24 protein-coding genes are annotated in these 25,664 nt (G+C 68.7%); 5 read left to right on the top strand and 19 right to left on the bottom strand.

The genetic code is table 11. The annotated features are described in order from the left end of the window. Window positions 1-20: 20 nt before the first annotated feature. A complete protein-coding gene (gene rlmE, locus ACQ754_RS10160; RefSeq protein WP_440996915.1) occupies window positions 21-641 on the bottom strand; it encodes a 23S rRNA (uridine(2552)-2'-O)-methyltransferase RlmE in 621 nt (206 codons plus the stop codon). Continuing rightward, entirely contained in the window at window positions 622-906 is a 285-nt protein-coding gene (locus ACQ754_RS10155) for a hypothetical protein (RefSeq protein ID WP_440996914.1), read from the bottom strand. The genes rlmE and ACQ754_RS10155 overlap by 20 nt, the downstream gene beginning before the upstream one ends. Before the next feature lie 13 nt (window positions 907-919). On the opposite strand from ACQ754_RS10155, the gene yhbY reads away from it, so the two are divergent. After that, window positions 920-1,219, top strand: coding sequence for a ribosome assembly RNA-binding protein YhbY (gene yhbY / locus ACQ754_RS10150; RefSeq protein ID WP_440996913.1), 300 nt, complete (start codon window positions 920-922; stop codon window positions 1,217-1,219). 8 nt (window positions 1,220-1,227) lie between these two features. Here the strand turns inward: yhbY and greA are convergent, their stop codons facing one another. From greA to carA, 3 genes are read right to left on the bottom strand one after another with little or no spacing between them, the layout of a single operon-like run. Next, window positions 1,228-1,704: a transcription elongation factor GreA gene (greA, locus tag ACQ754_RS10145; RefSeq protein WP_440996912.1), complete on the bottom strand. Its 477-nt coding sequence runs from the start codon at window positions 1,702-1,704 to the stop codon at window positions 1,228-1,230. Beyond that, window positions 1,701-4,925: a carbamoyl-phosphate synthase large subunit gene (gene carB / locus ACQ754_RS10140; protein WP_440996911.1), complete on the bottom strand. Its 3,225-nt coding sequence runs from the start codon at window positions 4,923-4,925 to the stop codon at window positions 1,701-1,703. Before carB ends, greA begins: the two co-directional genes overlap by 4 nt. Window positions 4,926-4,954: 29 nt before the next feature. Further along, on the bottom strand, window positions 4,955-6,145 hold the full coding sequence (carA, locus tag ACQ754_RS10135) for a glutamine-hydrolyzing carbamoyl-phosphate synthase small subunit (protein ID WP_440996910.1): 1,191 nt from the start codon (window positions 6,143-6,145) through the stop codon (window positions 4,955-4,957). Window positions 6,146-6,339: 194 nt separating this feature from the next. On the opposite strand from carA, the gene ACQ754_RS10130 reads away from it, so the two are divergent. Genes ACQ754_RS10130 through ACQ754_RS10120 form a run of 3 tightly spaced genes read left to right on the top strand, consistent with a single transcriptional unit; the run spans window position 6,340 to window position 9,461 of the window. Then, window positions 6,340-7,308, top strand: coding sequence for an ABC transporter ATP-binding protein (locus tag ACQ754_RS10130; protein ID WP_440996909.1), 969 nt, complete (start codon window positions 6,340-6,342; stop codon window positions 7,306-7,308). A 10-nt stretch (window positions 7,309-7,318) separates the two neighbouring features. After that, window positions 7,319-8,101, top strand: a complete 783-nt coding sequence (locus tag ACQ754_RS10125; protein WP_440996908.1) for an ABC transporter permease — start codon at window positions 7,319-7,321, stop codon at window positions 8,099-8,101. A gap of 34 nt (window positions 8,102-8,135) precedes the next feature. Further along, a complete protein-coding gene (locus ACQ754_RS10120; protein ID WP_440996907.1) occupies window positions 8,136-9,461 on the top strand; it encodes a nicotinate phosphoribosyltransferase in 1,326 nt (441 codons plus the stop codon). Between the two features lie 24 nt (window positions 9,462-9,485). Here the strand turns inward: ACQ754_RS10120 and ACQ754_RS10115 are convergent, their stop codons facing one another. Then, the gene (locus ACQ754_RS10115) at window positions 9,486-9,812 is read right to left on the bottom strand and encodes an H-NS histone family protein (protein ID WP_440996906.1); all 327 of its coding nucleotides are present in this window, start codon (window positions 9,810-9,812) and stop codon (window positions 9,486-9,488) included. Window positions 9,813-10,047: 235 nt separating this feature from the next. On the opposite strand from ACQ754_RS10115, the gene ACQ754_RS10110 reads away from it, so the two are divergent. Further along, window positions 10,048-11,274, top strand: a complete 1,227-nt coding sequence (locus ACQ754_RS10110) for a hypothetical protein (protein ID WP_440996905.1) — start codon at window positions 10,048-10,050, stop codon at window positions 11,272-11,274. A gap of 9 nt (window positions 11,275-11,283) precedes the next feature. Here ACQ754_RS10110 and pdxH read toward each other — a convergent pair whose 3' ends face one another. From pdxH to mraY, 13 genes are all read right to left on the bottom strand, one after another. Then, entirely contained in the window at window positions 11,284-11,880 is a 597-nt protein-coding gene (gene pdxH / locus ACQ754_RS10105; protein WP_440996904.1) for a pyridoxamine 5'-phosphate oxidase, read from the bottom strand. A gap of 9 nt (window positions 11,881-11,889) precedes the next feature. After that, on the bottom strand, window positions 11,890-13,266 hold the full coding sequence (locus ACQ754_RS10100; RefSeq protein ID WP_440996903.1) for an NfeD family protein: 1,377 nt from the start codon (window positions 13,264-13,266) through the stop codon (window positions 11,890-11,892). An 87-nt stretch (window positions 13,267-13,353) separates the two neighbouring features. Then, window positions 13,354-14,265, bottom strand: coding sequence for a UDP-3-O-acyl-N-acetylglucosamine deacetylase (gene lpxC, locus ACQ754_RS10095; RefSeq protein WP_440996902.1), 912 nt, complete (start codon window positions 14,263-14,265; stop codon window positions 13,354-13,356). Window positions 14,266-14,502: 237 nt separating this feature from the next. Next, the gene (ftsZ, locus tag ACQ754_RS10090; protein ID WP_440996901.1) at window positions 14,503-15,660 is read right to left on the bottom strand and encodes a cell division protein FtsZ; all 1,158 of its coding nucleotides are present in this window, start codon (window positions 15,658-15,660) and stop codon (window positions 14,503-14,505) included. Window positions 15,661-15,716: 56 nt separating this feature from the next. After that, window positions 15,717-16,964, bottom strand: coding sequence for a cell division protein FtsA (ftsA, locus tag ACQ754_RS10085; RefSeq protein ID WP_440996900.1), 1,248 nt, complete (start codon window positions 16,962-16,964; stop codon window positions 15,717-15,719). Then, the gene (locus tag ACQ754_RS10080) at window positions 16,961-17,716 is read right to left on the bottom strand and encodes a cell division protein FtsQ/DivIB (protein WP_440996899.1); all 756 of its coding nucleotides are present in this window, start codon (window positions 17,714-17,716) and stop codon (window positions 16,961-16,963) included. Before ACQ754_RS10080 ends, ftsA begins: the two co-directional genes overlap by 4 nt. Next, a complete protein-coding gene (locus ACQ754_RS10075; protein ID WP_440996898.1) occupies window positions 17,716-18,666 on the bottom strand; it encodes a D-alanine--D-alanine ligase in 951 nt (316 codons plus the stop codon). Before ACQ754_RS10075 ends, ACQ754_RS10080 begins: the two co-directional genes overlap by 1 nt. Then, entirely contained in the window at window positions 18,659-19,552 is an 894-nt protein-coding gene (gene murB / locus ACQ754_RS10070; RefSeq protein ID WP_440996897.1) for a UDP-N-acetylmuramate dehydrogenase, read from the bottom strand. Before murB ends, ACQ754_RS10075 begins: the two co-directional genes overlap by 8 nt. Continuing rightward, window positions 19,549-20,994, bottom strand: a complete 1,446-nt coding sequence (gene murC / locus ACQ754_RS10065; RefSeq protein ID WP_440996896.1) for a UDP-N-acetylmuramate--L-alanine ligase — start codon at window positions 20,992-20,994, stop codon at window positions 19,549-19,551. The genes murB and murC overlap by 4 nt, the downstream gene beginning before the upstream one ends. Then, a complete protein-coding gene (murG, locus tag ACQ754_RS10060; protein ID WP_440996895.1) occupies window positions 20,991-22,070 on the bottom strand; it encodes an undecaprenyldiphospho-muramoylpentapeptide beta-N-acetylglucosaminyltransferase in 1,080 nt (359 codons plus the stop codon). The genes murC and murG overlap by 4 nt, the downstream gene beginning before the upstream one ends. Then, window positions 22,067-23,239: a putative lipid II flippase FtsW gene (gene ftsW, locus ACQ754_RS10055; RefSeq protein ID WP_440996894.1), complete on the bottom strand. Its 1,173-nt coding sequence runs from the start codon at window positions 23,237-23,239 to the stop codon at window positions 22,067-22,069. Before ftsW ends, murG begins: the two co-directional genes overlap by 4 nt. Further along, on the bottom strand, window positions 23,232-24,581 hold the full coding sequence (murD, locus tag ACQ754_RS10050) for a UDP-N-acetylmuramoyl-L-alanine--D-glutamate ligase (RefSeq protein WP_440996893.1): 1,350 nt from the start codon (window positions 24,579-24,581) through the stop codon (window positions 23,232-23,234). Before murD ends, ftsW begins: the two co-directional genes overlap by 8 nt. Further along, entirely contained in the window at window positions 24,581-25,663 is a 1,083-nt protein-coding gene (gene mraY / locus ACQ754_RS10045; protein WP_440996892.1) for a phospho-N-acetylmuramoyl-pentapeptide-transferase, read from the bottom strand. The genes murD and mraY overlap by 1 nt, the downstream gene beginning before the upstream one ends. Window position 25,664 lies beyond the last annotated feature (1 nt).

Raw genomic sequence — 25,664 nt, 5'->3', positions numbered from 1 at the left:
ATGAACTCGGCTCAACGGTACTACGGGTGGAAATCCCGCGCCAACAAATACACCTCGCGGCTTCGCCCGCGGGAGGCGTCCGGCTTGCGCGAGACCACCCGTTTGAATTGCCCGCGCAGGTTCCGGAGATACTCGTCGAAACCTTCTCCTTGAAAGGTCTTGACCAGCAGATCGCCCCCGGGTTCCAGGTGCGCGGCGGCGAAGTCGAGGGCCAGCTCGGCGAGATACATCGCGCGTGGCTGGTCCACCGCTGCCTGCCCGGAGATATTGGGGGCCATATCGGAGAGGACAAGGTCCACGCCCGCGCCGGCGAGGGCCTCTTCCAGGGCGGCCAGGGCGGCGTCCTCGGTGAAATCCGCCTGGATGAAGCGCACGTCGGGCAGCGGATCCATGGGCAGGCAATCCAAGGCCACGATGCGGCCCGCCTCGCCGAGCCGCCGGCTGCAGTACTGCGACCACCCGCCCGGCGCCGCCCCCAGGTCCACCACCACCCGGCCGGGGCGCAGCAGGCGGTCGCGGGCGTCGATCTCCTCGAGCTTGAACACCGCGCGGGAACGCCAGCCTTCCTTTTGCGCGCGCCGGACATGGGCGTCATCGAAGTGCTCGCGCAGCCAGCGCCGGCTACTCTTGCTCCGGGCCACCGCCCCCCTCCCGCGACTCGCGCCCATCCAGCGCCCGCCGCTCCGCGGCGCGGGTACGCACCGCCATCCAGCCCCCGGCGGCGAAGCCGATGCCCGCCAACAGGACCAACTCCACCCAGCGCCGCAGGTCCAGGCCCACGATCAGCAGCGCGGCGATGGCACCGAACACCAGTACCACCGCCAGCTCGGCCCGCAGCCCGACGAACGCCTCCGGGCGTTGCTCTCCGCCCCGTGATACCATTCCGCCGCTTCGCCTAGAGGACATGAGGGTTTCCCCGATGCAGCCGCTCACCGAAGCCCAGCGCCGCCACCTGCGCCGCCTCGGCCACGACCTCCACCCGCTGGTGCGCACCGGTAATGCCGGGCTCACCGACGCGGTGATCGCCGAGCTCGAGCGGGCATTGCGTGATCATGAGCTGGTCAAGGTCAAGCTCGTCGCCGAAGACCGAGCGCAGCGACAGGCCTTTATCGATCGTATCATCAAGGCCACCGGGGCCACGCTGGTGCAGCGCGTCGGCCACATCGCCCTGCTCTATCGCCGCAATTCGGACAAGCGCGAGCCCATCGCGCTGCCCTAGCCAGCCACTCACTCGTAGCGGACCTCGACGATCTCGTAGCTGCGGGTGCCACCGGGGGCCTGTACCTCGGCGATATCGCCCTCCTCCTTGCCAATAAGGGCACGGGCGATAGGCGACTGAATGGAGATCCGTCCCTCCTTGATATCGGCCTCGTCCTCGCCAACGATCTGGTAGCTCTTCTCCTCGCCGGAGTCCTCGTCGGCGAGCACTACCGTCACCCCGAAGACCACCTTGCCGTTGGCGGGCAGGCTCTTGACGTCGATGACCTGGGCATTGGCGAGCTTGCCCTCGATCTCGGCGATCCGCCCCTCGATGAAGCCCTGCTGCTCGCGGGCGGCATGATACTCCGCGTTCTCCTTGAGATCGCCGTGCTCCCGGGCCTCGGCGATCGCCTGAATCACCCGTGGCCGGTCCTGGTGCTTGAGGCGGTCGAGCTCCGCCTTGAGCTTCTCGGCGCCCTGTACCGTCAGCGGCGTCTTGCTCATGCCGTCGCCTCCTTGTAGAGGTCCTGAAGGGCGTTCACATCGCTGTGCTCGAGGTACTCCAACGCCTGCACGGTAGCCCGCGCGCCCGCGAGCGTGGTCGTGTAGCAGACCTTGTGGTGCAGGGCCTCGCGTCGAATGGAGAACGAGTCGGCGATGGCCTGCCGCCCTTCGGTGGTGTTGATGATCAGCGCGATCTCATCGTTCTTGATCGCGTCGACGATGTGCGGCCTGCCCTCGGTGACCTTGTTGATCACCTCGCAGTCGATCCCGGCGGCCTCGAGGGTGGCAGCGGTACCCCGCGTCGCCACCAGCGAGAAGCCCTTGCGCCGCAGATCCCGCGCCGCAGCGACCACCCCGGCCTTGTCCGCGTCGCGGACGCTGACGAAGGCCTTGCCCCCGTCCCGCGGCAGGATGACGCCGGCGCCCACCTGCGACTTGGCATAGGCCTCGCCGAAATCCCGGCCCACCCCCATCACCTCGCCGGTGGACTTCATCTCCGGACCAAGGATGGGATCGACGCCGGGGAACTTGATGAACGGGAAGACCGATTCCTTGACACTATAGTACGCAGGCACCGCCTCCCGGGTATACCCCTGCTCCGCCAGCCGCTGGCCGGCCATGCAGCGCGCCGCGATCTTCGCCAGCGCCACACCGGTGGCCTTGGAAACGAAGGGTACGGTACGCGCGGCGCGCGGGTTGACCTCGAGGATGAAGACCTCCGGGCCCTTGATGGCGAACTGCGTGTTCATCAGCCCCACGACGCCGAGCTTGCGGGCCATCGCGCGGACCTGCTCGCGCAGCCGGTCCATGGTCTCGGGCGCCAGGGTATAGGGCGGCAGCGAGCAGGCGGAGTCGCCGGAATGCACGCCGGCCTGCTCGATGTGCTCCATGATGCCGCCGATGAGCACCTCCTCGCCGTCACTGACCGCATCCACGTCCACCTCCACCGCATCGTCGAGGAAGCGATCGAGCAGCACCGGTGACTCGTTGGAGACCTTCACCGCCTCATTCATGTACTGCATGAGCTCGGCCTCGTCGTAGACGATCTCCATGGCACGACCCCCGAGGACGTAGGAGGGCCGGACCACCAGCGGGTAGCCGATCTCGGCGGCCAGACGCGTCGCCTCCTCGGCACTGCGCGCGGTACGGTTGGGCGGTTGCTGCAGCCCCAGCTCGCCGATCATGCCCTGGAAGCGCTCCCGGTCCTCGGCGAGGTCGATGGAGTCCGGGCTGGTGCCGATGATGGGCGCACCAAAGCGCTCGAGGTCCCGGGCGAGCTTCAGCGGCGTCTGCCCCCCGTACTGGATGATGATGCCCTCCGGGCGCTCGGTCTCGACGATCTCGAGCACGTCCTCCAGGGTCAACGGCTCGAAGTACAGCCGGTCCGAGGTGTCATAGTCGGTGGACACCGTTTCTGGATTGCAGTTGACCATGATGGTTTCGTAGCCGTCCTCGCGCATGGCGAGCGCGGCATGGACGCAGCAGTAGTCGAACTCGATGCCCTGGCCGATGCGGTTCGGCCCGCCACCGAGGACCATGATCTTTCTGCGCCCGGAGGGCTCGGCCTCGTCCTCCTCCTCGTAGGTGGAGTACATATAGGCGGTGGCGGTGGCAAACTCCGCGGCGCAGGAGTCGACCCGCTTGTAGACCGGGCGGATACCGAGCTGGCGGCGATGGGCGCGCACCTCGTGCTCATTCCAGCCCACCAGCCGGGCGATCCGGGCATCGGAGAAGCCCCGGCGCTTGAGGGCGTACAACCGGCGCGCGTCCAAGGCACCCGCCCCCTGCTCGGCGATGTGGCCCTCCCACTCCATGAGCTCGGCGATCTGCGCGAGGAACCAGCGGTCGATCCAGGTGTGTCCGTACACCGTCTCCAGGTCCAGGCCGGCACGAAAGGCGTCACCAACCCACAGCAGGCGCTCGGGCCCCGGCAGGCGCAGCTCCCGGGCGATCGCCTCGGTGACATCCTCGCGATGGGGCTCGACCCGTGGATCCAGCCCCTCGAGGCCGTTCTCCAGGCCTCGGAGCGCCTTCTGCAGCGACTCCTGGAAGGTCCGGCCGATGGCCATCACCTCGCCCACCGACTTCATCTGGGTGGTGAGCACCGGCTTGGTCTTCATGAACTTCTCGAAGGTGAACCGAGGGATCTTGGTCACCACGTAGTCGATACTCGGTTCGAAGGAAGCCGGCGTGCGCCCGCCGGTGATCTCATTGCGCAGCTCGTCGAGGGTGTAGCCCACCGCGAGCTTCGCCGCGACCTTCGCGATGGGGAAACCGGTAGCCTTGGAGGCCAGCGCCGAGGACCGCGATACCCGCGGGTTCATCTCGATGACTACCATGCGCCCGTCCTCCGGGTTGATGGCGAACTGCACGTTCGAGCCCCCGGTCTCCACGCCGATCTCGCGCAGCACGGCGAGCGAGGCGTCGCGCATGATCTGGTATTCCTTGTCGGTGAGCGTCTGCGCCGGGGCCACGGTGATGGAGTCGCCGGTGTGCACGCCCATGGGGTCGACGTTCTCGATGGCGCAGACGATGATGCAGTTGTCCGCCTTGTCGCGGACCACCTCCATCTCGAACTCCTTCCAGCCGAGCACGGACTCCTCGATGAGCAGCTCGTTGGTGGGCGAGAGGTCGAGGCCGCGCTCGCAGATCTCGACGAACTCCTCGCGGTTGTAGGCGATGCCACCGCCGGAGCCGCCCAGCGTGAAGGAGGGCCGGATGATCGTGGGGAAGCCGATCTCCGCCTGGACCTCGAGTGCCTGCTCCATGCTGTGGGCGATGCGGGCAGTGGGGGTATCCAGGCCGATTGCGGCCATGGCGGTACGGAAGGCCTCCCGGTCCTCGGCCTTGTCGATGGCGGACTTGGTAGCGCCGATCATCTCCACGCCGTGGCGCGCGAGCACCCCGTGGCGGTCCAGGTCGAGGGCACAGTTGAGGGCGGTCTGACCGCCCATGGTCGGGAGGATGGCGTCGGGGCGTTCCTGCTCAATGATGCGCTCGACGGTGCGCCAGTTCACCGGCTCGATGTAGACCCGGTCGGCCATCTCCGGGTCGGTCATGATGGTCGCCGGGTTGGAGTTCACCAGGATGACCCGGAAGCCCTCCTCGCGCAGGGCCTTGCAGGCCTGGGCGCCAGAGTAGTCGAACTCGCAGGCCTGGCCGATGACGATGGGGCCGGCCCCGAGGATAAGAATGCTGTGTAGATCGCTGCGCTTGGGCATCGTCGCTCTCTGTTGTGCCTGGGTGGCGTTCAGGCGGCCGGGCCGCGGTGGGCGCGGATGAGGTCCACGAAATGATCGAACAGGGGACCCACGTCATGGGGGCCGGGGCTGGCCTCGGGGTGGCCCTGAAAGCCGAACGCCGGCCGGTCGGTGAGCGCTATCCCCTGCAGGGTATGGTCGAACAGCGAGCGGTGACTGACCTGCGCATTGGCCGGGAGGGTCGCCTCGTCGATGGCGAAGCCGTGGTTCTGGCTGGAGATCATCACCCGACCGTTGCCCACGTCCACCACCGGGTGGTTGGCACCGTGATGACCGAACTTCATCTTCACCGAAGCCGCGCCCACGGCCAGGCCAAGCAGCTGGTGGCCGAGGCAGATCCCGAACAGCGGCACCCCCGCCTCGAGCAACGCCCGGGTCGCGGCGATGGCGTAGTCACAGGGCTCCGGGTCGCCGGGGCCATTGGACAGGAATACGCCATCGGGCTCCATGGCCAGGACCTCGTCGGCAGGGGTGGTCGCCGGGACCACGGTCACCCGGCAGGCCGCGTCCACCAGCCGGCGCAGGATGTTGCGCTTGATGCCGAAATCATAGGCGACCACGTGCCACGGCAGCTCGGTCTCCGCCCGGGGCGCCGTCTCCTGCTCCTGGTCCTCCAACGACCAGCTCCCGAGACGCCACTGGTAGGCCTCCCTGGTGGACACCGCCTGGGCCAAGTCCATCCCTTTCAGTCCGGGGAAGCCCCGGGCCCTGGCCAGGGCCGCCTCCCGGTCCACGGTCCCCGCCATGATGCATCCACTCTGCGCCCCCCGCTCACGCAGCAAGCGGGTCAATCGCCGGGTATCGATGCCGGCGATGGCCACCACACCCTCGCGCTGGAGGTACTCAGGCAGGGTCTCCCGGGCCCGCCAGTTGCTTACCCGGGGGGGCAGGTCGCGGATGATCAGCCCGGCGAGCTGGGCACCGGCCGCCTCCTCGTCCAGGGGGGTGGTCCCCGTATTGCCGATGTGGGGATAGGTGAGGGTGACCAGCTGGCGGCTATAGGAGGGATCCGTGCAAATCTCCTGGTAACCGGTCATCGCCGTGTTGAAGCACACCTCGCCCACGGTCTCACCGTGGGCGCCGATGGCCTCGCCTTCGAAGACCGAGCCGTCTGCCAGGGCCAGGATGGCGGGTGTGTCCAAGGAAGTCCTCCACTGCTCGCAAAAACGGGAGGGATCCATCAAGATCGCCTCCCGTTGCTGCGCGTTCGTCCGGATCGCCGAAGCGTTGTTTAACGGCGCAAATTCTACTGCGAGCGCCCTGTCGTGTCCATCCTCACGGCCGTCACGAGTAGCCTTGTGACAGGCCCATGCCGTATCATCCCGCGTCGGTATCGCGGCCGGACACCTCGCATGCAATCCCGGATCGGAACCCCATGAACGCGCTGTCACTGCGCAATCTCAACAAGACCTACGCCGGCGGCGTGGTCGCGCTGCGGGACGTCAATCTGGACGTCGCCGAGGGCGACTTCTTCGGCCTGCTCGGCCCCAATGGCGCCGGCAAGTCCACTATCATCGGCATCATCAGCTCGCTGGTGCGCAAGAGCGACGGTGACGTGGAGGTCTTCGGCCACGCCATCGACCGCGAGCCCTGGGCGGCGAAGACCAACATCGGCCTGGTACCGCAGGAGTTCAACTTCAATCACTTCGAAACGGTGAGCCAGATCGTGCTCAACCAGGCGGGCTATTACGGGATCAGCCGCCGGGTGGCGCGGGAACGCGCCGGCCGCTACCTCCGCGAGCTCGGCCTGTGGGGCAAGCGCAACACCGTCTCGCGCACCCTCTCCGGCGGCATGAAGCGCCGGCTGATGATCGCCCGCGCGCTCATCCACGAGCCCCGGGTGCTGGTCCTCGACGAGCCCACCGCCGGCGTGGACATCGAGCTGCGCCGCTCGATGTGGGAGTTCCTGCGCAAGATCAACGAGGAGGGCACGACCATCGTGCTCACCACCCACTACCTCGAAGAGGCGGAGTCGCTGTGCCGCAACATCGCCATCATCGATGATGGGCGGATCATCGAGCACACCAATGTCCGCGCCCTGCTGCGAACGCTCTCGACCCAGAGCTACATCCTCGACATCGACCAGCCCATCAGCGCGGTGCCGTCCATCCCCGACTACCACGTGCTGCCACTCGACGACGGCAGCCTGGAGGTGGAGGTGCACAGTGATCAGGGCCTGAACGCCCTATTCCGCGCCCTGGACGCCGCCGGCATCGGCGTGGTGAGCCTCAAGAACAAGGCCAACCGCCTCGAAGAGCTGTTCGTGCGCATGCTGGAGAAGCGCGACGAGCCCGCCGCCGGCGGGGCCACCGCGGGCGAATCCGTACCCCACGCCGCCCGCTAAGGAGATCCGCTTGCAACCGGCCTACCCCCGACAGACCCTGATCGCCCTCGCGACCATCACCCGCAAGGAGACCAACCGCTATCTCCGGATCTGGGTGCAGACGCTGGTGCCGCCGGCGATCACCATGTCGCTGTACTTCGTGATCTTCGGCAATCTCATCGGCTCCCGGGTCGGCCCCATGGAAGGGCACTCGTTCATGGAATTCATCGCCCCGGGGATCATCATGATGGCGGTGATCACGAACTCGTACAATAACGTGGTCTCCTCGTTCTTCGGCGCCAAGTTCCAGAAACACATCGAGGAGATCCTGGTATCGCCCACGCCCAATTACACCATCCTGCTCGGCTATGTCGCCGGCGGTGTGGGCCGGGGGCTGCTCACCGGGCTGATCGTCACCATCATTGCCACCGGTTTCGCCGATCTCTCCATCCAGAATCTCTGGATCACCGCATCCGTGGTGTTCCTAACGGCGGTGTTGTTCTCGCTGGGGGGATTCATCAACGCCGTATTTGCCCGAAAGTTCGATGATATCTCCATCGTCCCCACCTTCGTGCTGACCCCGCTGACCTATCTCGGGGGGGTCTTCTACTCTATCTCGTTGCTGCCCGATTTCTGGCAAGGGGTCTCCCTGATCAACCCCATCCTGTACATGGTCAACGCGTTCCGTTACGGGATCCTCGGTACCTCCGATATCCCGATTGGGATCGCCTACGCCATCATCGCACTGTTCATCGCGCTGCTCGGCGGGTTTAGTCTATATCTGCTCGAGCGCGGTGTCGGCCTGCGCACCTAAAAGCGATCACGCTTTTCGCCTTCTGGAGGAAGCAATGGAACTGGAGCGTACGCCACTGCTCACCGATCTCTACGAGCTGACCATGCTCCAGACCTACTACGAGCACGGCATGGAGCAGCAGGCGGTATTCGAGTTCTTCCTGCGCCGCTCCCAGCATCGGCCCTATTTCGTGACCGCTGGCCTGGATCAGGCACTGCAGTGGCTCGAGGGGCTGCGGTTCACCGACGAGGAGCTCGCCTGGCTGGAGGATAGCGGACTGTTCAGCCGCGCCTTCGTGGAACGGCTCGCGGGCTTCCGCTTTACCGGTGAGGTGCGGGCGATGCCGGAGGGCAGCATCTGCTACCCGGAGGAGCCGGTGCTGCAGGTCATCGCCCCCCTCCCGGAGGCGCAGCTGGTGGAATCGCGGCTGATGAACATCGTCCACTTCCAGACCCTGATCGCCACCAAGGCCGCCCGCTGCATCGAGGCCGCCGACGGCCGCATGGTGGTGGATTTCGGCCTGCGCCGTGCCCACGGCGGCGAGGCGGGCCTGTGGGCCGCCCGGGCCTGCTACATCGCGGGGTTCGCCGCCACCGCCACCACCCTGGCGGGTCCGCTGTACGGCATCCCCGTGACCGGTACCATGGCCCATTCCTTCATCCTCGCCCATGACGACGAGGCCACGGCCTTCGAGCGTTTCGCCCGCAGCCACCCGGATAACGTGATCCTGCTCATCGACACCTTCGACGTCCCGGAGGGCGCCCGCAAGGTGGTGGCCCTGGCCGAACGCCTGCGCGAGACCGGCATCGCGGTCCAGGGCGTGCGCATCGACAGCGGCGACCTGGCCGCCAACGCCCGGGAGGTTCGTCGCATCCTCGACGACGGCGGCCTCCACGAGACCAAGGTCCTGGTCAGCGGCGGCCTGGACGAGGGCCGGATCGCCGAGATCGTTACCACCGGGGCCCCGGTGGACGGGTTCGGGGTGGGCTCGAAGGTGGACACCTCCGCGGATGAGCCGTTCCTGGACTCCGCCTACAAGCTCCACCATCTCGCCGGGCAGGCGCGGGCCAAGCACTCGGAGGGCAAGACCGACCTGCCCGGGATCAAGCAGGTCTACCGCCGTTGTGACGGGGACGGCTTCTTCCAGGAGGATGTGATCGGCCTGGCCGACGAGGCCTGCGAGGGCGAGGCGCTGCTGGAGACGGTGATGCGGCACGGCGAGCGCGTGGACGCGCCGGAGCATACCGGGGTGGAGGCCGCCCGGCGCCGGGCCCGCGAGGAGCGGGCCCGGCTGCCCGCGGGCTGCGGCCCCCTCGATGAGGCACACCCCGCGCCGGTGGCCCTGAGTGCCGGGCTCCAGGCCCTGGTCGCCCGTACCTGAGGGCCCCGGGCTGCGCGTTCAGTTTCAGTTGATGCGCAGCTCCTCGAGGGAACGGCCGGCCGCCTCCCATTCCTTGACCCAAGCCGGCTTGCGACCACGCCCCGACCAAGTTTTCTTCGGGTCGTCGGGATGTTGAAACTGTGGCGGTGTCTTGATGCGCCGTTTCGCCGGCGCGGCCGCCCCCTGCTTGGCAAGCAGCTCATTGAGGCTGAAGCCGTAACGCTCGGCGACCTCCTTGAGCTCCTGCTGAGCCTTTTTCGCGTCCTCACGACGGCGGGCCTCAAGGGCCTTGTCGATTTCTTTTTTCAGCTCCTGCAGCTCCGGGGAACTGTACTTGGAAAGATCGATCATTGGGGTTTCCTCAAGGTCTGAAACGTAATGGATGAATCCGTGCGCATTCCCACTCCTTTGGTTGGCGCATATTAAATCGCATTCCCGCTAATTTGACAATTCATCCGCAATTCCACAAGGCGACAGAAACATCACTGGCCCGGGGTTCCCTAGCTCCAGCCTTAATTCCATCGGGCAATACAGGCATACTGCCCGTCCCGGCTCGGACATCGCTCGCAAATATCGGAGATCGCCAATGCAGGCCGCCTTATCCGCCACCCCCGCCGTGCTCACCGTCGAGCTCCCGCATACGGAGGTCGCCAACGGCGTGCAGCCGCCCGAGCCGCTGTCGCGGGATGCTGCGGAAATACTGGGCCAGGCGGTGGCGGCCGACCTCCATCGCATCCTCGGGGATGCGGTCACCGACGCCGGATTGATCGTCAGCGCAGCGCTCTACGATCTCACCGAATTACTACAGCCGGGGTTGCCGATGACCGAGGCATTGCTCGACATCTACCGCGGCAGCCTCCGGGGCGGGCCCTTCATTGCCCAACGCCTGAGCCTCGGCAGTGCCCGCGGGCGCTTCCCCGCAGGCGCGCTGGAGCCGCGACGGGCGCCGGGCGCCGGCCCCCTGCTGGCGCTGCCCTTCGCCCTGGTAGCGCCGGGCCCGTCGCTCGACCCCGTCCGCGCCCTGCTGGAGGAGCGGCTACTGGAGCGCGGCAGCGCTTCGCTGGCCACGGACCAAGTGGTACGCCAGCAATTCGGCCTGGCACCGGTTAATCTGGCCTACGCGACCTTTCACGACCTCAGCGCCTTGCTCAAGGTGCAGCTCGAGCATGCCCGCTTCGCCCCGCTCTGGCAGCTGCTGGAGGCGGCCCTCTACCGCCCGGATGAGCCGGTGGTGGTGGAGACCGGGACGGGACAACGATTGCTCGGGCTGCACGGCGAGGTCTGGAGCCCGTTCCTGACCCTGGACGAGTGGCTCGCCGGCCGCGGCGATGGCGATATCGAGGGATACGGCGAGTATATCCAAGGGTTTCGCCAGTACACCGCCGGTCTCCGGGCCCACGGGCTCGTGTTCACCGCGACGCTACCGCAAGAGGGCGTCTACGCCGCGGACCCCGAGATCGCCATCAGCGTCGCCCGCGCCGCCGCGCTTCCCGACGCCGGCATCCGGCACCAGGACGTGGACGGCGAGCGGGAAACCCCGGCGGCGGCAGCGATCACCCTGACCGAACAGCGACTGCCCGGTATCGGACCCTTCGCCTACACCATCCTCGCGCAGCGCGACAACGGGGGGCTGGCCTACCTTGGCCACGACTACCCGCTGGCGCCCGAGGCGATCAACACGATCCGCGAGCACTGGCAACAGACGGCGCACCGGTTGGGGGCGAGCTTTCAGCTGGAGCGCCCGCAGCGGCCGATCACCGGCGGCGAGCCACCGCGGCTGCTGCCCTGGCTCGACTACCAGGGCAGCGCCTGAGCCGAGGGCTCATGGATTGAGAAGGGAGTGGTGCCACTCCCCCGCCTCCAACCAGTAGCAGTCCCGGTCGTGTAACCGCCCCTCCCGACCGGACCAGAATTCGATGCGCTCGGGCACCACCCGATAACCGCCCCAGTGCGGCGGGCGCGGCACCTCGCCGTCGGGGTAGCGCGCCTCGTATTCGGCCACACGCGCCTCCAGCTCGGCCCGGCTGGCCAGCGGCCGGGACTGCTCAGACGCCCAGGCCCCGATCTGGCTGAGCCGCGGCCGCGACGCGAAATAGGCATCCGCCTCGGCATCGGCGAGGGTCTCCACCCGACCCTCCACCAACACCTGGGCGTACAGCGGCTGCCAGAAGAACACCAGCGCCGCGCGTGGATTCTCGGCAAGCTGCCGTCCCTTGCGCGAGAGGCCATTGGTGTAGAACACGAACCCGTCGGTATCGGCCTGCTTCAGCAGTACCGTCCGTGCCGACGGCCGACCTTCGGCGTCGGCGGTGGCCAGGGTCATGGCGGTGGGTTCACCGACGGCCTCGTGGGCCCGGGCACGGTCGAACCACTCGTGAAAGCGCGCCAGCGCCTCCTCCGGATAGCGGGTTTGCTGCATGGGTTCCCTTTAGTGTTGCGAAGAATCGTCACGGCCGGCCGGTGTCACCTCCAGCAGCAGGCCCTGCACCGCAACGACCTCGACCTCCTCGCCGGGCGTCAGGGCGCCGTCACAGTGGGCCCGCCAGAGCTCGCCCATCACCCGCACCCGACCCTCTCCGGGAAAACCGGAAACGACACGGGCACGGCTGCCGATGAGCTGCTGCTGCCCGGAGACCACCGGCCTGCGGAACGCCCGGGCGGCCATGCTGCCGGCGCCGAAAAGCAGTACCGCGCTGCCGAGCCCCACCCCCACCACGAGTAGAATGGACAGCTCGAAGCCGGGGGCGTCCATGTCGAACAGCATGATGGAGCCGGCGATGAATGCCACCGCGCCACCCAACCCCAGGATGCCGAATGAGGGCGCGAACGCCTCGGCCAACATCAAGGCGATGCCGAGCACGATGAGACCGAGGCCGGCGTAACTCACCGGCAGCACCTGGAGCGCGTACAGCGCGAGCAGCAGGGAGATGCCGCCAATGACCCCCGGGACGATGGCCCCCGGGTTAGCAAGCTCGAAGATCAGCCCGTAGATACCCACCAGCATCAGGATGTAGGCCACATTGGGATGAGTGATCGCCGCGAGCAAACGGGTCCGCCAGTCCGGCTCGCGCTCGACCACCGCCGCGCCCGCGGTATCCAGGCTGCGAGCCCCGGCGGGCAGCTCCACCTCCCGGCCGTGGATACCCTCCAGGAGGGCCTCCATGTCGTCGGCTACCAGCTCGATGACCCCCTCATCGAGGGCGGCGCCTGCCTCGAGGCTGACACCCCGACGCACGGCCTCCTCGGCCCAGTCGGCGTTGCGGCCACGGAGCTCGGCAAGGCCGCGGATATAGGCCACGGCGTCGTTGACCATCTTGCGCTCCATGGCGTCGCCGGCTGCCTCCTCCGGCGCCCCGTCCTCCTCGGCCCCCCCGTCGCCCTCGCCACCGGGATCCATCCCTTCGGGCAGCCCCCCGCCACCGCCGATACGCACCGGCGTGGCCGCGCCCAGATTGGTGGCGGAGGCCATGGCGGCAACGTGGCTCGCGTAGAGGATGTAGGTCCCGGCGCTGGCGGCCCGCGCGCCCGAAGGCGCCACCCACGCCACCACGGGCGTGGGCGCGTTGAGGATCGCGCGGATGATCTCGCGCATGGACTGATCCAGCCCGCCGGGGGTGTCCATCCGCAGGATCACCGCCTCGGCACCCGCCTCGCCGGCGGCATCGATCTCCTCGACGACATACTCGCCGAGCACCGGACCGATGGGACCACGGATGTCGACACGCCAGACCTCGGCGGCGGCCGGGGTCGTGATGAGGCCCAGCAGGAAAACGAACAGCAAAAAGCGCAGCGGACGGACGATCATGCGCCCAATAATGACATATCCGCGCCGGACACACCCGCCCCTGCGGGGCCGGCGCGAGTACGCGGACCGCCTATTGGGGGCTCTTGGTCAGGCCACCGGCACGGGCTGGTCGAAGGTGATGGGCGCGGTCTCGATCTCGTCGAAGGTGACGGCCTCCCAGGCGTCCTGCTCTTGCAGGAGCTGGCGCAGCAGCCGGTTGTTCAGCGCATGCCCCGACTTATGGCCGGTGAATGAGCCGATCAGGCTATGACCGAGGAGATAGAGATCACCGATGGCATCCAGGATCTTGTGCTTGACGAACTCGTCACCGTAGCGCAGCCCGTCCTCGTTGAGCACCCGGTAATCGTCCACCACGATGGCATTGTCCAGGCTGCCCCCAAGGGCGAGGTTGTTCTGTTGGAGGTATTCGATGTCGCGCATGAACCCGAAGGTACGGGCGCGGCTGACCTCCTTGACGAAGGACGTGGAGGAGAAGTCAAATTCCGCCCGCTGCAGCCCGTCCTGGAAGATCGGGTGATCGAACTCCAGCGTAAAGCCCACCTTAAACCCGTCGAAGGGCTCGAAGGCCACCCACTTGTCGTCCTCCTCGACCCGTACCGAGCGCTTGATGCGGATAAAGCGCTTGGCCGCGTTCTGCTCCTGCACGCCCGCCGAGCGGATGAGAAAGACGAAGGGACCGGCGCTGCCGTCCATAATGGGCACTTCCGGCGCCGACAGCTCCACGACCGCATTATCGATGCCGAGCCCCGCCATCGCCGAGAGCAGGTGCTCCACGGTGGAAACACGCACGCCGTCCTGCACCAGACAGGTGGAAAGCTGGGTGTCGCCGACGTTCTCCGGATGCGCCCGGATCTCCACCGGCTCCGCGAAATCGACGCGCCGAAAGACGATGCCGGTGTCGGGGGCCCCCGGCCGGAGCGTCAAATAGACCTTTTCCCCGGTATGCAGCCCAACGCCGGTCGCGCGGATGCTGTTCTTAAGCGTTCGCTGGCGGATCATTCGCTTACGTTTCCCCCGATGACGCCGCCCCTGGATTCCTAATCCGCGCCGGCGCTTGCCAATCCCGGTCCGCGGTTTCGGCGGACGATGAATCGTCGCAGTTTAACGAAACTGTCGCATATTGTACACATGCGTACCATTCGCAGGCGACGCGCCTTGGCACAGCCGCCAGCAGGGGCCGGGCGGCGGCCCGGCCAAGCTACGGGAGACGCGCCAGCCGCCGGCGCCGGGCGGAGCTCAGTCCGCCTGGCGCCGCAGGAACGCCGGGATATCCAAGTAATCCATGTCCCCATCCTGCTGCTCACCGGGGCGGTCGTTGGCCGCCTTCTTGCGGATCACCGCCGGACGCTCGAGCTGCTGATAATCCACCTCGCTCGACTGCCGCGCGCGGGTCACCGTAGCCTTCTCCGCCTTCTCGGCGGGCTGGGCTGCCCGGCCCTCGCCGAGCCCGGTGGCCACCACGGTCACGCGAAGCTCGTTCTCCAGCTCCGGATCGATGACGGTGCCCACCACCACGGTGGCATCGTCGGAGGAGAACTCCTTGACGGTATTGCCCACCTCCTCGAACTCGCCGATGGAGAGATCCATGCCGGCGGTGACGTTGACCAGGATGCCCCGGGCGCCGGAGATGTTGGTGTCCTCGAGCAGCGGCGAGGCGATGGCCCGCTCCGCGGCCTCCCGGGCACGACCCTCGCCGGAGGCGTAGCCGGAGCCCATCACCGCCATGCCCATCTCGGACATGATGGTACGCACATCGGCGAAGTCCACGTTGATCAGCCCGGGACGGGTGATCAGCTCGGCGATCCCCTTGACCGCACCGAGCAACACGTCGTTGGCCGACTTGAAGGCGTTGAGCAGGGTGAGCTCCTTGCCGAGCACCGACAGGAGCTTCTCGTTGGGGATAGTGATCAGCGAATCCACCTGCCGGCCGAGCTCCTTGATGCCCTCCTGGGCCACACCCAGGCGCTTACCCCCCTCGAAGGGGAAGGGCTTGGTGACCACGGCCACCGTGAGGATGTTCATCTCCTTGGCCACCTCGGCGACCACGGGGGCCGCGCCGGTACCGGTTCCACCGCCCATGCCGGCGGTAATGAACACCATGTCCGCACCGTCGAGGACCTCGGCGATGCGGTCCCGGTCCTCCATGGCGGCCTCATAGCCCACGTTGGGATCGGCACCCGCACCGAGGCCCTTGGTGATGTTGGCCCCTAGCTGCAGGGTGGTCTTGGAGGAGGTGTTGCGCAGGGCCTGGGCATCGGTGTTGGCGCAGATGAAATCCACGCCCTCCACGTCCGCCGAGACCATGTGCTGGACGGCGTTGCCGCCGCCGCCGCCGACACCGATCACCTTGATCACTGCGTTCTGGCTGAACGAGTCCATGAGTTCGAACTTCATATCGCGTCTCCTTTCCGAGCACCGCTCGAGCGGCTTGTTGTCACTGGGTCATGCCGTCACAGGTTCCCCTGGAACCATCCCTTCATCCGGTTCCACAACGCGCCGAAGCCACGACCCGCCGCCGCCTCCTCGGCGGCCAGGCTCGCCTCGTTGTGTTGCTTGCGACTGCCAAAAAGCAGCAGCCCGGTGCCCGTGGCATGCACCGGGTTGCGTACGACATCGGTGAGGCCGGTGACGCCCTGGGGGATGCCCAGGCGCACCGGCATGTGAAATACCTCCTCGGCCAGCTCCATGGCCCCCTCCATCTTTGAGCTGCCGCCGGTGAGCACCACACCGGCGGCCATGAGATCCTCAAAGCCGCTGCGCCGGAGCTCGTTTTGCACCAGCGTCATCAGCTCCTCGTAGCGCGGCTCCACCACCTCGGCGAGGGTCTGGCGGGACAGCCGCCGCGGCGGCCGATCCCCCACGGAGGGCACTTCGATGGTCTCGTCGGGGCTGGCCAGCTGGGAGAGCGCGCAGGCGTATTTGACCTTGATCTCCTCGGCGTGCTGCGTGGGCGTCCGCAGTGCCACCGCGATGTCGTTGGTCACCTGGTCGCCGGCAATGGGGATGACCGCCGTGTGGCGGATGGCCCCCTCGGTGAACACCGCGATGTCGGTGGTGCCGCCGCCGATGTCCACCAGGCAGACGCCGAGCTCCTTTTCGTCGTCGGTGAGCACCGCCTGGGCGGAGGCGAGCTGCTCGAGGATGACGTCGTCCACCTCCAACCCACAGCGGCGCACGCACTTGACGATGTTCTGCGCCGCGCTCACCGCGCCGGTGACCATGTGCACCTTGGCCTCCAGGCGTACCCCGGACATCCCCACCGGCTCGCGGATGCCCTCCTGGCTGTCGATGATGTATTCCTGGGGCAGCAGGTGGAGGATCTTCTGGTCGGCGGGGATGGCCACCGCCCGGGCGGCGTCCAGGACCCGCTCCACGTCGCCGGAGGAGACCTCGCGGTCGCGGATGGCGACGATGCCGTGGGAGTTCAGCGAGCGCACGTGGCTGCCCGCGATGCCGGTGTACACCGACTCGATCTCGCAGCCGGCCATCAGCTCCGCCTCCTCCACGGCGCGCTGGATGGACTGCACGGTGGACTCGATATTGACCACCACCCCCTTCTTCAGCCCGCGGGAGGGATGGGAGCCGATGCCCACGATCTCGAGCTCACCGCTGTCCTTGAGGGCGCCGACGATGGCCACCACCTTTGATGTGCCCACGTCCAGGCCCACCAGCAGATCGCTGTCCTGCTTGCGATTCATCGGTTCGGGTCCCCTCCGTTGTTTTGCTCATCCGCCGGCGGCGCCCACTGCACCGCCAGGCCGTTGGGGTAGCGGGTATCCACCGCCGCGATGCTCCGCTCGCCGGCGTAGCGGTTGATGGCCGGCCAGGCATCGATCAGCCGCTGCAGCCGGACATCGAAGTGATCCCGGCCGAAACGCAGCACCACCCCGTCCTCCAAGGTCACCCGCAGGGCCCGGCGCTCATCGAGCCCCACCGCCACCGGCTCGGCGTCGATCTCCCCGAGGCGCTGCCCCAGGGTCCGGAAACGCTCGAGCACCCTCGCCGCCGAGCCATCGGGGCCAGCCAGCGCCGGCAGGCCCGCGGGACGTCGTTCCGGGCGGAACCGCTCGCCGGCAGCGGTCAGCAGCGCCCCTTCCCCCCAGCGGGCGACGGGCTCGTGCTCGTCGACGCGGATCCGCAGCCCGTCGGGCCAGACCCGCCATACCGAGGCCGAGGACACCCAGGGCAGCGCCGTCACCGCCCCCCGAATCTCGGCGAGGTCCACGAACAGCAGCCCCCCCTCCAGGTGGGGCGCCACCGCCGAGCGCAGCGCCTGGTCGGAGACGTGAACGATATCCCCCTCGAAGCGCACCGCTTGGACGGGAAACAGCGCGAGGGCGTGCAGCCTATCCAAGGCAAAGGCCGCGGCGACGGCGATGACGACCGCCGCGCCGAGGACGATCTTCCAGGCGCCCGCGTCCCGCGCTCCCCCGCCTGCGTCCATCGCCATCACCGCCCCCATCGCACCCGATCCCGTCCGCCGCTGGTCCGCAGGATCCGCCAAACCAGCTCCTCCATGCCGAGACCCACCACCCGAGCGGCGGCCGGCACCAGGGAGTGGTCGGTCATCCCGGGCACGGTGTTCACCTCGAGCAGCCAGAACCTCCCGTCCGCGTCGCGCATCGCATCCACCCGGCCCCAACCCTCGGCGCCAACGGCCTCGAACGCCTGCCGCGCCAGGGCCGCGAGCTCGGCCTCGTCGGCCTCGGCCAGCCCGCAGGGGCAGTGCATGCGGGTATCGTCGGCCAGGTACTTGGCGTCGAAATCGTAGAAGCCGCGGCCCGCCTCGATACGGATCGTCGGCAGGGCCTCGCCCTCGAGCAGGGTCACCGTGTACTCCTCACCCTCGATCCAGCGCTCGGCGAAGACGGTGGTGTCGTAGTCGGCGGCCCGGGACCAGGCGGTGGCCAGATCCCCGACGTCGTCCACCCGGCTCATGCCCAGGCTGGAACCCTCGTGGGCGGGCTTGACGATCAACGGCAGACCCAGGGCCTCGACCGCCGCCGCCCAGTCGGTGTCCGCACCCAGCCGTCGGAACGCCGGGGTCGGCAGATCCAGGCCTCGCCAGATCAGCTTGGTGCGCAGCTTGTCCATGGCGATGGCCGAGCCCAGCACGCCACTGCCGGTATAGGGCACGCCCATGGCCTCCAGCGCCCCCTGGATGACCCCGTCCTCGCCGCCGCGACCGTGCAGGGCGACCACCGCGCGGTCGTAGCCGCTCAGGGCATCCAGTGGCTCCTCGCGGGGATCGAAGGCGTGGGCGTCCACTCCCCGGGCCCGGAGTGCGGCCAGCATCGCGGCACCGCTTTTCAGCGATATCTCGCGTTCCGCCGACCACCCCCCCAGGAGCACGGCCACGCGCCCGGCCTGGCTGGGATCCCCCCAGGGCGTCTCAGTCATCTCCTGCCTCCTCGCCGACGATGCGCACCTCCGGCTCCAGGTGCACCCCGTGGCGCTCGGCCACCACCTCGATCACGCGGGTGATCAGTGCCTCGATGTCGGACGCGGTGGCGCCACCGTCGTTGATGATAAAGTTCGCGTGCTTGTCGCTGACCCGTGCCCCGCCGAGGCGCTCGCCCTTGAGCCCGGCGGCCTCAATGAGCCGCGCGGCGTGATCACCCGTCGGATTGCGGAACACCGAGCCGCAGCTCGCCTCCCCCATGGGCTGGCGTGCGGCGCGCTCGGCGAGCAGGCCGCGCACCCGCTCCGCCAGGGCCGCGGGATCGCCGCCGGCGGCGAAGCCGAGCCGCGCGGTGATGAACCATTCCCCGTCCGGGCCGGTAACGCTGCGATAACCGACCTCGTAGTCCTCCCGAGGGCGCCAGCGCCGCCGCCCAAGGCGGTCGATGGTTTCCACCGCCAGCACATGGGCCCAAGTCTCGCCACCCCAGGCCCCCGCGTTCATGGCGAGGGCGCCACCGAACAGTCCGGGGATGCCGGCGAAGAACTCCGCGCCCACCAGCCCATGGCGGCCGCAGGTACGGGCAAGCTTGGCGCAGGGCACGCCGGCCCCCGCCGTGACCGTGCCCTGCGCCGAGACCTCGAGCGTCCCGAGGCCCCGCTGGGGTTGGATCACGACCCCGCGGATCCCACCGTCGCGCACCAGCAGATTGCTGCCGAGACCCGCCCAGTACACCGGGACGCCCTCGTCCAGCCCGGCCAGAAAGGCCGCCAGGTCCTCCGCGCCGGCGGGCCGGTAGAGCCAGTCCGCCGGACCACCGACACGCCAGGACGTATGCCGCGCCATGGGCTCGTCACGCCGGAGCTCGCCGCGGCCCGCCCTCATGACCCCTCCCCCCCGTCGGAGTCGGCCATCAGCCGCGATGCGACGCCGCCGATGCTGCCCGCCCCGAGGGTGATCAGCAGGTCACCGTCGGCGAGGACGTTGGGGACCACGGTGCAGAGCTCGTCGAGATCCGGCGCGTACACGGGGTTCACCTGGCCCCGCGCGCGGATGGCCCGGCACAGCGCAGCGGCATCGGCACCGGGCAACGGCGCCTCACCGGCGCCATAGACGTCGGTGACCAGCAGCACATCGGCCTCAGAGAGCACACGCACGAAGTCGTCGAAGAGCTCTTGGGTACGGCTATAACGGTGGGGCTGGAACGCCACCACCAAGCGGCGGGCCGGCCAACCCTCGCGGACCGCGCGGATCACTGCCGCGATCTCCCGGGGATGGTGGGCGTAATCATCCACCAGCAGGGCCCGACGCCCATCCAGGCTGAGCTCGCCGTAGACCTGGAAGCGCCGGCCGATGCCCTCGAAGCCGGCCAGCGCGGTCACGATCGCCTCGCGGGGCACCTCCAGCTCCGCGGCAATGGCGATGGCCGCCAGGGCGTTCTCCACGTTATGCCGACCCGGCAGGTTGAGGGTGACCTCGAAGGGTTCCCGACCGGCCAGCTCCACCTCGAAACGGGTCTGCGCGCCGTTCTGGCGGACGTTGCGGGCGCGAACGTCGGCCCCCTCGGCGAAACCATAGGTACGCACCGGCCGGGTGATCTCACCCAACAGGCCAACCACCTCCGGGTCGTCGATACACAATACCGCCAGCCCATAGAACGGCAGGTGGTGCAGGAACTCCAGGAAGGTCCCGCGGAGGCGCTGGAAATCCCCCTCGTAGGTGCCGAGGTGGTCGGCATCGATATTGGTGACCACCGCGATCATGGGCTTGAGGTAGAGAAACGACGCATCGCTCTCGTCCGCCTCGGCGACCAGGAAACGACCGGCGCCGAGGCGGGCATGGCTGGCCGAGCTGTTGAGCCGGCCACCGATGACGAAGGTCGGATCCAGGCCCGCCTCGGCAAGGAGGCTCGCCACCAGGCTCGTGGTGGTGGTCTTGCCATGGGTCCCCGCCACCGCCACCCCGTAGCGGAAGCGCATCAACTCGGCGAGCATCTCCGCCCGCGGCACCACCGGCAGCCGGGCCGAACGCGCCGCCTGCACCTCCGGGTTGTCCTCGCCCACCGCGGAGCTCACCACGACGGCGTCCGCCTCCCGCACGTGCTCCGCGGCATGGCCGATCGCCACGGGCACGCCGAGGCCGGCGAGCCGCCGGGTCACCGCATTCTCCCGCAGATCGGAGCCGGTGACCGTGTAGCCGAGATTGAACAGCACCTCCGCGATCCCGCCCATGCCGGCACCGCCGATGCCCACAAAGTGCAGCCGGCGCACCCGTCCCATGGCCCCCGGGGCGCTTGGATCCATAACCGTGCCCGTGCCGTCCGTCATCGCGCCACCTCCAGACAGGCCGAGGCCACCGTCGACGCCGCCTCCGGGCGTCCCCGCTCACGGGCGCGCCGGGCCATCGTCTCGAGCGCGCCGCGATCCCCGAGCAACGCGTCCAAGCGTCGGCCGAGCCCATCCACCGCGAGATCCTGCTGCCGGATCATCTCGGCGGCGCCGGCCTCGGTGAGGTAGCCGGCATTCGCCGCCTGATGGTCGTCCACGGCATGGGGATAGGGGACGAGGATCGAGCCCACCCCGGCGGCGGCCAACTCGGCCACCGTGAGCGCACCGGCGCGGCAGATCACCAGGTCCGCCCAGCCGTAGGCCCCGGCCATGTCCTCGATGAAGGGCGTCACCTCCGCATCGATCCCGGCGTCGGCATAGGCCTGCCGGGCCAGATCCAGGGTGCGCTCCCCCGCCTGGTGGCGCACCAGCGGGCGCCGCCCCGCGGCCAGCGCCGTGACTGCCGCGGGCACTGCCTCGTTGAGCGCCTTCGCGCCCAGGCTCCCGCCGAGGACCAACAGCCGCGCCGCCCCCCCCTCGCGCCCGGCGAAGCGCTCCTGTGGCGGCGGCAGCCGGCAGACGTCGGCGCGGACGGGATTGCCGGTGAAACGGGCCGCCGGGGCCCCGGGGAACGGCCGATCGAAGCCGGTGAGCACGCGCGTGGCCAGCCGGGCCAGGCGCCGATTGGTCATGCCGGGAACGGCATTCTGTTCATGGATCACCAGAGGACGCCGCAACAGCCACGCCGCCAGTGCCCCGGGTCCGGCAACATAGCCCCCCATCCCCAGCACCAGGCGGGGCCGCAGCCGGGTCACGACGCGGATCGCCTGGGCGAGGGCCCGCAGCAGCATCGCCGGCGCGGTCACGGCATCCATCGGCCCCCGGCCGCGCAGGCCACGCACCGCGATCGGATGGAACGGGATGCCGGACTCCGGCACCACCCGGGCCTCCAGCCCCCGTCGCGTGCCCATCCAGGCCACGGGGATGTCCCGGCGGCGGAGCTCCTCGGCGACGGCCAGGGCCGGGAAGACATGACCACCGGTGCCGCCGGCGAGGATGAGCACGGCGCCGCTCATGGCTGCACCTCCCGCACCGCCGCGCGCCGCTCATAGTCCACCCGCAGCACCAGGGCCAGCGACAGCAGGGTCATGACCAGGCTACTGCCGCCATAGCTCATCAGCGGCAGGGTCAGGCCCTTGGTGGGCAGCAGACCCAGGTTGACACCCATGTTCACGAAGGCCTGCAGGCCCAGCCAGAAGCCCACCGCCCAGCAGAGATAGGCGCCGAAGGGCCGGCCGGCGGCCATCGCGGCGCTGCCGATGCGCAGCACCCGCCATACCAGGTAGGCGAACAGCGCCACCGTGGCGGTCACCCCCATTACCCCGAGTTCTTCCGCGAGCACCGAGAACAGGAAGTCCGTGTGCGCCTCCGGCAGATAGAACAGCTTCTGGACGCTGTTGCCGAGCCCGACGCCGAACCAGCCGCCACGACCCACGGCGATGAGGGCCTGGGTGAGCTGGAAGCCGCTGTCAAAGGGATCGGCCCAGGGATTGAGGAAGGCGGTGAGGCGTTCCCAGCGATAGGGCGATGCCACCACCAGGGCCGCCGCCGAGGCCATCCCGAGCGCGGCCAGGACGACAACCCACAACAGCGGGGCCCCGGCCAGGAACAACAGCGCCAGCCCCGTTGCCAGGACCACCGCCGCGGCGCCGAAGTCCGGCTCCGCGAGCAACAGGGCCGCCACCAGAGCCAGTATGGCCACCGGGACCAGGAACCCGCCGGCACTGCGACGCATGGCCTCCCGCCGGCGCACCGCGTAACCGGCCAGGTAAATGAACACACAGAGCTTGGCGACCTCGGAGACCTGCAGATTGACCACCCCCAGCGGCAGCCAGCGCACGCTGCCATTGACCTCACGGCCGATCCCCGGGATCAGGATGATCGCCAGCAGGAACAGGCCCGCGGCCAGCAGCGTCGGCCCGGAGCGCTCCAACTCGCCGGTATCCACCAATAGGAACGCCGCGGCGGCGAGGGCCACGCCCACAACGGCGAAGAGCGCCTGGCGGTAGAACAGCACCAACGGCGCCCCGGCATCCCGCTCCGCGATGGCCACCGACGCCGACGCCACCATCACCAGGCCGAGCAGCAGCACCACCGCCACCGCAACGATCAAATGCCAGTCCAGCAGCCTCGCCAGCGGGGCGGTCTGCTGCAGGGGCGGTTGGGCGACGGCACGATCAGTCATCACCGAGCCCCTCCACCTGGCGCCGGAAGTCCTCGCCACGGGCGGCATAATCGGTATACATGTCCTGGCTCGCGCAGGCGGGGCTCAGCACCACCGCGTCACCGGACTGGGCGGCGGTAACCGCGAGCACTACGGCCTCGGCCATATCCCGGGCGTGATGCACCGGGCAAACCCCCTCCACTGCCGCGGCCACGGTGGCGGCGTCCTCGCCGAGCACCACCACCGCGCGGGCACGCCCACGCAACGCCCCGGCCAGAGGCCGGAAATCCTGGCCCTTGCCGCGGCCGCCAGCAATGAGCACCAACGGCGATTCCACCCCGGAGACCGCCGCCACGGTGGCACCGACATTGGTGCCCTTGGAATCGTCGTAGAACACCCGGCCACGGAACCGCCCGACCGGCGCCATCCGGTGCGGCAGCCCCCGGTAGCCGGTCAGCGCCCGCGCCATCGCCTCCCAGGGGACCCCCACCGCATCGGCAAGCGCCAACGCGGCCAGGGCATTGGCGCGGTTATGCCGCCCGGGCAGCGCCAACGAGGCAAGCGGACAGCAGCGCTCATCGCCGCGGCTGAACCACCCCTCGACGACGCCCCAGTCCCCGTCCGCCGGCGCGCCCAGGGTGAATCCGCGGTCGCCGGGACGGCCCATGGCCGCCACCCGCGGGTCGTCGCGATTGATCACCACGGCGGCGCTGCGTTCATGGATGCGGGCCTTTGTGGCGGCGTAATCGTCGAGGTCCCGGTAGCGGTCCAGGTGATCCGCGCTGATGTTCAGCACCACCGAGGCCGCGGGCGCGAGGCTGGACACCGTCTCCAACTGGAAGCTCGATAGCTCGAGGACGTAGCAATCGGGCTCGGTGTCCCGCTCCAGCAGGCTGAGTGCGGACGGGCCGAGATTGCCGCCGGCGGCGACATCCAGACCGCCCTCGACCAGCATCGCCGCCACCAGGGTGGTCACCGTGCTCTTGCCGTTGGAGCCCGTGATCGCGATCACCGGCGCGCTGGCGGCCCGGGCGAAGAGCTCGATCTCGCCGATCACCGGCACCCCCGCCTCGCGGGCAGCGGCGATCTCCGGCACGCGGGGGTCCAGCCCCGGGCTCAGCACGATGAAGTCCGCCTCACACAGCATCCGCTGGTCCAGAGCGCCACAAGCCCGCGGGATCTCCGGGTGCTCCCGCGCCAACTCGGCGGCCAGGGGCGGGCGCTCCCGGGTGTCGATGACCCCCACCCGATGACCGGCGGCGGCGAGATGGCGGGCGCAGGCGAGCCCGGTCTCGCCGAGGCCGACCACCACCGCCCGCCGGGCGCCTGTGCTGGGATTGTCGCGTTCCACGGCCATCATCATCAGCGCAACTTCAGCGTCGCCAGCCCGATGAGCACGAGCACGACGGTGATGATCCAGAACCGTACGATCACCCGGGGCTCCGGCCAGCCCTTGAGCTCGAAGTGGTGGTGCAGCGGCGCCATGCGGAAGATCCGGCGGCCGGTGAGCTTGTAGGAGGCCACCTGCAGCATCACCGAAACCGTCTCCACCACGAACACCCCGCCCATGATGAACAGCACCAGCTCCTGGCGTACCACCACGGCGACCACCCCCAGCGCGGCGCCCAGTGCGAGGGCACCCACATCCCCCATGAACACCTGGGCGGGATAGGTGTTGAACCAGAGAAACCCCAACCCCGCGCCGACGACGGCGGCGCAGAACACCACCACCTCGCCGACACCGTGGACGTAGGGGATACCCAGGTAGTCGGCGAAATTCGAATTGCCGCTGGCATACGCGAACACGCCGAGGGCGCCGCCCACGAGCACTGTGGGCAGGATGGCCAGTCCGTCCAGGCCGTCGGTGAGGTTCACCGCGTTGGAGCTGCCGACGATGACGAAGTACACCAGCGGGATGAACAACCAGCCCAGGGGGAGCATGACGTTCTTGAAGAACGGCACGATCAGCGAGGTCTCCACCGGGTAGCGGGCGCTGGCGAACAGCACCAGCGCCGCCACCAGCCCGACCACCGACTGGGCCAGGTACTTGGTGCGCGCGGACAGGCCATGGCTGTTACCGCGGGTGAGCTTCAACCAATCATCGACACCACCGATCAGGCCGAACGCCAGGGTCACCAGCAGCACCATCCATACGAAGCGGTTGCCGAGGTCGCTCCACAGCAGTGTCGCTACGGTAATCCCCACCAGGATCAGGGCACCGCCCATGGTGGGCGTGCCGGCCTTGGACAGATGACTCTGGGGGCCCTCGTCGCGGATGTACTGCCCGATCTGGTAGCGCACGAGCCGGCGGATCAGGCTCGGGCCGACCAGCAAGGCGATGCCCAGCGCGGTCAGGGTGCCCAGAATGGCCCGGAAGGTGAGGTACTGGAAGACATTGAAGCCGCTGTAGAACCCCTCCAGCCAGCTTGCCAGGGCGAGCAGCATG

The sequence above is a fragment of the Arhodomonas sp. SL1 genome, assembly GCF_052060015.1.
GTDB lineage: Bacteria > Pseudomonadota > Gammaproteobacteria > Nitrococcales > Nitrococcaceae > Arhodomonas.
Note: the sequence above shows the minus strand (reverse complement) of the source record. Positions and strands in the feature narration are given on the sequence as shown.